General features: G+C 44.2%; 4 protein-coding genes. 3 read left to right on the top strand and 1 reads right to left on the bottom strand.

Features of this window, described 5'->3' with window-relative positions; translation table 11 throughout:
* Positions 1 to 129 precede the first annotated feature (129 nt).
* Positions 130 to 2208, top strand: coding sequence for a hypothetical protein (locus HUJ21_RS04140; protein ID WP_291367578.1), 2079 nt, complete (start codon positions 130 to 132; stop codon positions 2206 to 2208).
* Between the two features lie 66 nt (positions 2209 to 2274).
* Positions 2275 to 3570, top strand: a complete 1296-nt coding sequence (locus tag HUJ21_RS04135) for an amidohydrolase (protein ID WP_291367576.1) — start codon at positions 2275 to 2277, stop codon at positions 3568 to 3570.
* Positions 3571 to 3645: 75 nt separating this feature from the next.
* On the opposite strand, the gene HUJ21_RS04130 is transcribed toward HUJ21_RS04135, so the two are convergent.
* Entirely contained in the window at positions 3646 to 4164 is a 519-nt protein-coding gene (locus HUJ21_RS04130; RefSeq protein ID WP_291367574.1) for a DinB family protein, read from the bottom strand.
* A 681-nt stretch (positions 4165 to 4845) separates the two neighbouring features.
* Between HUJ21_RS04130 and HUJ21_RS04125 the strand changes: the two genes are divergently transcribed.
* The gene (locus tag HUJ21_RS04125; RefSeq protein WP_291367572.1) at positions 4846 to 8016 is read left to right on the top strand and encodes a SusC/RagA family TonB-linked outer membrane protein; all 3171 of its coding nucleotides are present in this window, start codon (positions 4846 to 4848) and stop codon (positions 8014 to 8016) included.
* Positions 8017 to 8027 lie beyond the last annotated feature (11 nt).

The following is an 8027-nucleotide window of genomic DNA, read 5'->3' as shown; positions in this document are numbered from 1 at the left end:
AAAAAATACATCAATATATTCGAAGAAATAAAAATCACTAACATTTATGGATTAAGTAATACAGATTACCTAGCTTCTGGAACTATTTTAAAACACGCTCCATTGTCTACTCGTTTTAAAAAAAATCAGATGAAAATTTTCTTTTTAGGTTGTTTACTTGTTTTACATTTGAATCTTTCTGCCCAAAACAAGGTTGATTTTACCGGTTTTGATCAAAAGGCAGCCGCTACCGTCTCCGTGACAGAAAATATACTGGAGGTCACCTGGCCCACAGGTAATCAGGAGAAGGGAAAACTTTTAATTGACCTGGAGGAGGGTCAGCCATTATTTAATAGCATACAGGTAAGCACCGATGAGGGGAGGTTTACAGAAATTGCACGAGGCATGGATCAGGTCTTTGTACTCACTGAAGGCAAAAGGGACCTGACAAAGGGTAGTGGCTGGAACATTTTTTTTGACCGGACAGCATACCTTCCCTACACCCCGCATTTGTTGAAAATTAAGAAAACAGCTGCTAGTGTGAACAATGAGGGAAGCCGAACAAATATTATCTTATCAGAGGTCTCTGCGGCGCATTTTTCCGGTGCACTGGAAATCACTTTGTATGATGGAAGTCCCCTTCTCAATCTGGCAGCCGTCATGCAAACGGATAAAGATTCGGTGGCCATTATCTATGATGCCGGATTGGTAAATCAGGAACCAGTTTGGGAGGAGATTTTCTGGGCGGATACGGAAGGGTATCTTCAGGCTGTAAGTGTAGATACATCAACCGGAAGCAAGGAGCTTGCTGTGAAATACCGCAGCCTTATTGGTGAAAGTAAAGGTGGAAGCCTGGCCATCTTCCCCCCACCACACCAATATTTTTACCCCCTGGACAATGCCTATAACCTTAAATTCACCTGGTATGGTAAGGGCTACCGGGATTTGATTCCAGGCTTTGGCTTGGGTATCCGGCAGGATTTGATGGGAGACAGGCGGCATGTGCCCTGGTTCAATGCTCCACCGGGTACCGAACAGCGATTGAATTTTTTCCTTTTGTTGAGCGCAGAGAAGGACGGGCAGGTGCTCGAGGAAGTAAAAAAATATACTCATGGTGATTCATATCAACCCCTTCCGGGGTACCGAACCATGGCGAGCCATTTTCATACGGAGCACGTAAATGATGTACTTACCCACAAACCCCTTCCGGAAATTCCGGGGCATGTCAGGGCGTTGCGGGATCTGGGTGTAAATATCATGCACCTGGGGGAATTTCACCTGGCAGGGAACCCGAGAGATCATGGCCCCAGAAGGTTGTCAGAATTCCGCACCATGTTTGAGGAATGTGCCAGGCTTTCTTCCGGAGATTTCTTAATGCTTCCGGGAGAAGAACCCAACAGTCATTTTGGCGGACACTGGATGAATATTTTCCCTAAACCCGTTTACTGGATCATGTCAAGGGAACAGGGTCAGCCTTTTGTGGAAGAGGTCCCCGAATATGGCAAAGTATACCGCGTAGGCAACAAAGAAGAAATGCTCAGGTTACTGGAGGAGGAGAAGGGCCTTGCCTGGACGGCACATGCACGTACCAAAGGTTCCACAGGCTTTCCCGACCAATACCGGGATGAGGCATTTTTTCATTCCGATCGTTTCCTTGGTGCAGCATGGAAAGCCATTCCTGCCGACCTTTCTCAGCCCAGAATTGGGAAAAGGGTCCTGGATTTGATGGATGATATGGCCAATTGGGGCCATAAAAAATATGCGATAGGAGAAGCGGATCTTTTTAAACTGGAGCCTGAATATGAAATATATGGACACATGAATATCAATTACCTGCGCATGGATAAGCTTCCAAAATTTGAAGATGGTTGGCAACCGGTCCTGGATGCAATGGAGAAGGGAGAGTTTTTTGTAACCACCGGAGAAGTTTTGATCCCGGATTTTACCATTAATGAAAAAAGCTCCGGAGAAATTTTGGTATTGGACGACCCTGCTGATGTCAACCTGAACCTGAATCTAAGCTGGACATTTCCGCTTAATTTTGTGGAGGTCATCTCAGGAGACGGGGAAACGGTGTACCGGGAAAAAATCAGCCTTGAAAAAACCAGGGCCTTCGGAAGCCAGGAGTTTGAATTCCCGATTGACCTCCGTGGCAGATCCTGGGTCAGGGTAGAAGTTTGGGACGTGGCGGCCAATGGTGCTTTCACCCAATTTATCTGGCTGGAATAATTCAAAATATTATAAACATTGACAGGTAAAACTTATTAAATTTGATTCCACCGAAAACCAATACCGATGAACAAAATTACATTAACCATTCTATTCCTTTTTTCTTTTCCCTTTGTACATGCACAGTCCGGATTGCAGGATCAAATCAACGAGAAGGCAATGGCTGTGGAGCAACAAGTCATTGATTGGAGAAGGGATTTTCACGAGCACCCCGAACTGGGCAATGAAGAAACCCGAACAGCCGGCATAGTGGCAGATCACCTGAGAAGTTTGGGTATGGAGGTAACTGAAGAGCTTGCGGTAACAGGCGTTATTGGGCTATTGAAAGGTGGCCAACCAGGCCCCACAGTGGCCATCAGGGCGGATATGGATGCTTTACCGGTAACCGAGCGCAATGATTTGCCTTTCAAATCTCAGGTTACCACCAATTACAATGGCCAGGAAACAGGGGTGATGCATGCCTGTGGGCATGATTCCCATGTGGCCATCCTGATGGGCGTTGCGGAGGTACTGGCGGGCATGAAGGATGACCTTCAAGGAACGGTCAAATTTATATTTCAGCCGGCTGAAGAGGGATTGGAGGACAAAACAGTGGAAAGCTGGGGAGCCAAACAGTTGGTAGAAGAGGGAGTAATGGATGATGTGGATGCTATTTTTGGTTTGCATATCAATTCACAAACTCCTGTAGGGGTTATTAAATATAAACCGGGGCCATCCATGGCCGCAGTGGACAATCTGGAAATCCAGGTCAAAGGCAGGCAGGCGCATGGTGCCTATCCCTGGTCTTCCATAGATCCGATTGTAACATCCTCTCAAATCGTGATGGGTTTGCAGACCATTGTTAGCCGCAATGTGAAAATCATAGAGATCCCTGCCATAGTCACCATTGGTGCCATCCATGGCGGAGTAAGGCACAATATCATTCCGGAGGAAGTAGAAATGATCGGAACGATCAGGACTTACAGTGAAGCCCAGCAAACGCTCATTCACAGAAGAATCAGGGAAATCGGGGGAAATATAGCAGAGAGTGCCGGCGCAACTGCAGAGATCAACATAAAGAAAATGTATCCCGTCACCTTTAATGATCCCGAATTGACAGCCATGATGTTACCAAGCCTGGAAAAGGTAGCCGGAAAGGATAAGGTTTGGTTACATGACCCCGTCACCGGGGCAGAAGATTTTAGCTTTTACCAAAAGGAAAAACCTGGCTTGTTTATTTTTCTGGGCGGAATGCCGGCAGATGCAGACCCGGAAACAGCCCCCTCTCACCACACTCCGGATTTTTACCTGGATGAAAGTGGATTTGTGTTGGGTGTCAGGGCATTGAGCCAACTGGCTGTGGACTATATGGGCATGAATTAAGGTAGGCCTGGTAATGAAATAGAAAGAAAACCCGAAAGGACAGATTTTTCCTTTCGGGTTTTTTCATTTAACGACCTAAAGGCCCCTGAAGGCTGGAGGTTGAATTCCGTTGGCGCGGATATAGGAAATGGCCGCTCCTCTGTGGTGTGTGGTGTGGTCGTCCACAAGACCCACCATCTGGCGGCGGGTGATTTTACCTGCAAATGAATCAATTACTTCTTCCATTTCTTCCTGACTGAGGGAGGCGATGGTTTTTTTTCCATAATCATAGCATTGATTGATGAAAGCACTCATTTGTTCTTTGGTTTGAGGCTCTACTTTATGGTCAAAGCCCATTTCTTCACCCATTAAAAAGCCCTGACAAATAGAAGCCATGGCTCCCCCAATGTGGGTTATTTGTTCTTTAAATGACATGGCTGATTCATGGGGTTTGTAATCCAGTAAATCATTTGGCATGGTTTCTATGGCTTCCAGGGTAAAGGCCCGGCTATTTTCCCATTTGGCCATAAATTCTTCCATGGTGGTTTGGGCCTGGGCTTGCACCAATGCAAACTGGCAGATGAATACAGCAAAAATTACATTTAATTTTTTCATAGGTTTTTGATTTGGTTAGAATATAAAGTTCGACAAAAAAACTTGAACTCAGACTAAACTTGTCCGGAATAAAATTGAAACAACAAAGGGTAACAGTTGTGAAATCCCAATCCAGCAATAGGCAAATCAAATTGGGGGAGAATTTAATTTCATTTTGATTCAGACCCTGTGGATAAATAACTGGACCTGATGTTTTTCTCCAACAAGATTTTTTGGTAATGAATCTTTTTTTTAGGGGAATAGTAGGGTATAGGTAACAGATGCCAGCATTGAATGATTTAGATATGGCGATCTTTCACCGTGAAATTTAGGAGATCTATATTATTCGATTTTGCGCATGAAACGTGGGCATGCTACTTATTCCTGTAATGGGCTTAGCAAGTTAGTCTCAAGTCTAAAACCGAAATTTTGCTGGTTTTAGCGTAATTATTATTCATGGTATATTTTTTCTAAGTAGAACCTTAATTTGAGCCGTATTTTTAAATCAAATATTATTCTTTATTGCATGGATTTATCACCCATGTTTGAAATTAGCTAAAAATTATAAATTTTCCACAATGAATAGATCCTAAACATTTTGATGTTGTGCAATAAAATTTTATTTTTAAGGTAACGTACACGTAAAGAATACCCTCAATGCCAAAATAGCTTTTAATCATTAATCCTTTAACGCACTACATCATGAAGCAAAATTACAGATCACAAAACAATTCAGAGAAAAGGTTGTCGGACTTATGCAAATGGGGTAAATCTCAAAAGCCTCCAAAAGTCTTGGTTTTTTACCTTTTTGCAATAGTCTTATATTGGTTTCCCGGTCATTTTGCTACCGCCCAGCAAGGGGAGCAAATTTCCGGTCAGGTTTTCGATAATTCCACCAAAGAAAGCTTACCAGGAGTTAATATCTTGATAAAAGGGACGTCCATGGGAACGGTAACTGACATCGATGGATCTTATTCCATCAGGGTTCCGAATGAAGATTCGGAATTGATTTTTTCATTTGTAGGGTATTTGACCCAGGAATTAAGGGTAGGTAACCGAACCACCATCAATGTAGACCTTGTCGCAGACCAGGCACAGTTGGAAGAAGTAGTGGTAGTTGGCTACGGAACGGTTAAGAAAAGTGACCTTACCGGGTCTGTCGTCAGGGTGGACCCCGAATCTTTTAAAAACCAAAGCAATGTACAGCTTACGGATATGCTGGCGGGAACCGTTGCAGGGTTCAATGCCAATCAGGGGACCTCTGCCGCAGGTGGGAGTTCCCTGGAAGTAAGGGGGCCTACTTCCCTGAGTGCAGGCACCGAACCATTGGTGGTTTTGGATGGCGTGATTTTTAATGGAAGTCTTCGGGATATCAATCCCAATGATATTGAGTCCGTGGATATTCTCAAAGATGCCAGTTCGGCAGCGGTATTTGGTGCCAGGGCTGCTTCAGGGGTGATCCTGGTGACTACCACCAGAGGTAAAACAGGAGCACCTACCATTAATTTCACCACCAAGTTGGGGGTGGCCGGACCCACAAATGATGATTTTGCAGTTCGAGGTCCGCAGGGCTATCTTGATTTTAGAAGAGATTATTTCAGGACACTGGGGCAGGCCCAGCCAGATTACCATTGGTTCAATCCAGAAGAATTGCCAGAGGGAGTTACCCTGGAGCAGTGGAGGGCATCCAATAACAATCCCAATCCTGATAATACAAGAGAATGGCTGTCCCGGTTGAATTTTTTCCCTGATGAAGTGGAGGCCTATCTGGCCGGAGAAACCATCAATTGGAGGAATGAAGTGATGAAGCCCGGTATGCGGCAGGAATATGACCTGAGTATAGGAGGCGGTACAGAAAAAATCAAATATTACTGGTCTTTGGGATACCTGGACAATGAGGGGATTATTGTGGGAGATAAATTTTCCACAATTCGTTCCAGGATCAACTTTGATTTTGAAGTGACCGACTGGATGAAAGTGGGGTTGAATTCCCAGTTTTCATCCAGGGATGAAAGCGTGGTCCAGGCTAACCTAACGGGCATGTACCAAACAGGTCCATATGCCCAAATGTATGAGGAAGATGGATCCATCAAATGGTTTCCACATGGATACATAGGGGGTCAAAATCCATTGATCAATTACCTGGGTCAGGACCGCTTTCACAAACGGAATAATTTTTTCAATACCTTGTTTGCCGAGTTTAAACTTCCATTCGGCATAACTTTCAGGTCTTCCTACCAGCCCCGCATAGAAAGTGTTAGGGATTATAATTATTGGTCTCCCGAGACTATTACCGGTGGCCAAACTTATGCAGGAGGCAGGGCAACCAGATTTGAATCCAATACTTATGAGTGGATGGTGGACAACCTGTTGAAATGGGACAGGGAATTCGGAGTGCACAATTTTGATGTCACTATTTTGTACAATCTGGAAAAGAACAGGATATACAGTTCCAGCATGGCTAACCAAACTTTTCTTCCGAGTGCGATTCTGGGATACCACGGGATGCAATTTGGCGGTGATCCCACTATTGAAACAAATGATATTACCTATACTGGAGAAGGTTTAATGGGAAGGTTAAATTACACGCTGATGGAAAAATATTTGTTTACAGGCTCCATACGAAGGGATGGTTTCAGTGCCTTCGGTAGAGAAAACCCCAGGGCCATATTTCCTGCATTGGCTTTTGCATGGCAAATTTCAGATGAAGCGTTTTACAATTCGAGCCTGATTGACCAACTTAAAATGAGGTTGTCATGGGGAATAAACGGTAACCGGGATATTGGCCCATATTCTTCATTTGCCCAAATGGGGAGCAATCAATACTACAATGGATCTCAGGTTCAGATGGGAATATTCACATCTACGCTTTCCAACCCGGGCCTTTCTTGGGAGGAAACAGAATCTTATAATTTTGGCTTTGATATCGGAATATTGGCCAATCGTATCAATCTGACTTTGGATTATTATGACATGAGTACGGTGAACCTGTTGGTAGACCGTTCTTTGCCTAGGGTTACGGGATTCGAAAATGTGACCACCAATATAGGTGAGCTGGCCAACAGGGGTTTTGAGGCCACCCTGGGAGCGGTAGTGATCAACCGACCTGGATTTAACTGGAGGACCAATATCAATTATTCCATGAACAGGAATGAAATCATTTCTTTATTTGGAGACACAGGTGAATATACCCTTCAAGGGCAGACCATCTCTGGTGAAATACCTGATTTTGAAAATGAATGGTTTATAGGTCAGCCCATAGATGTGGTCTGGGATTATGATATTTTGGGTACCTGGCAGGTGGAAGAGGCTCAGGAAGCTGCTGAATACAACCTTAGTCCCGGAGATATAAAAGCCAATGATGTAGATGGCAATGGTGTGTACGAGGCCTTACAGGATAAAAGGTTCATTGGATTCAGTCAACCAAGGCATAGAATCGGATTTAGAAATGATGTGACTTTTCTTAGGAATTTTACCGCTTCCTTGTTTATCAGAGCTGATCTGGGACATATGAGGGCTTTTTCTCCCTCTGTAGCGGGATGGTCTACCTTTGACAGAAGAAGTACAGCCAATTACCCCTACTGGACCCCTGACAACAGGACCAATGATTATCCCAGGCTGAGTGTTAACGATTCTCCGTTTGGGGGAGGAGTCATGCCCTATAAATCTTCCTCTTTCGTAAGAATCCAGGATTTTTCTCTTTCTTATAATGTTCCAAATGCACTGTCCCAGCGCTATAACTTGCAAAATTTTAGGGTCTTTGGATCCGTGAGAAACTTATACACCTTTTCCAGTTGGCCAGGTTGGGATCCGGAATCAGGGCTAACACCTATGCCTAGAATTGTCACTGTTGGTTTCAATATATCACTTTAAAATTGCCAAAA

It is taken from the genome of Cyclobacterium sp., assembly GCF_014762705.1.
In the GTDB taxonomy this organism is placed as follows: Bacteria; Bacteroidota; Bacteroidia; order Cytophagales; family Cyclobacteriaceae; genus Cyclobacterium.
This window is presented reverse-complemented; position numbering and strand designations above follow the sequence as displayed.

Bases quoted from the DNA above. Each gene is read 5' to 3' on its own strand.
- HUJ21_RS04140 (WP_291367578.1), top strand. From the start codon at position 130: ATGAAAATTTTCTTTTTAGGTTGTTTACTTGTTTTACATTTGAATCTT.
- HUJ21_RS04135 (WP_291367576.1), top strand. From the start codon at position 2,275: ATGAACAAAATTACATTAACCATTCTATTCCTTTTTTCTTTTCCCTTT.
- HUJ21_RS04130 (WP_291367574.1), bottom strand. From the start codon at position 4,164: ATGAAAAAATTAAATGTAATTTTTGCTGTATTCATCTGCCAGTTTGCA.
- HUJ21_RS04125 (WP_291367572.1), top strand. From the start codon at position 4,846: ATGAAGCAAAATTACAGATCACAAAACAATTCAGAGAAAAGGTTGTCG.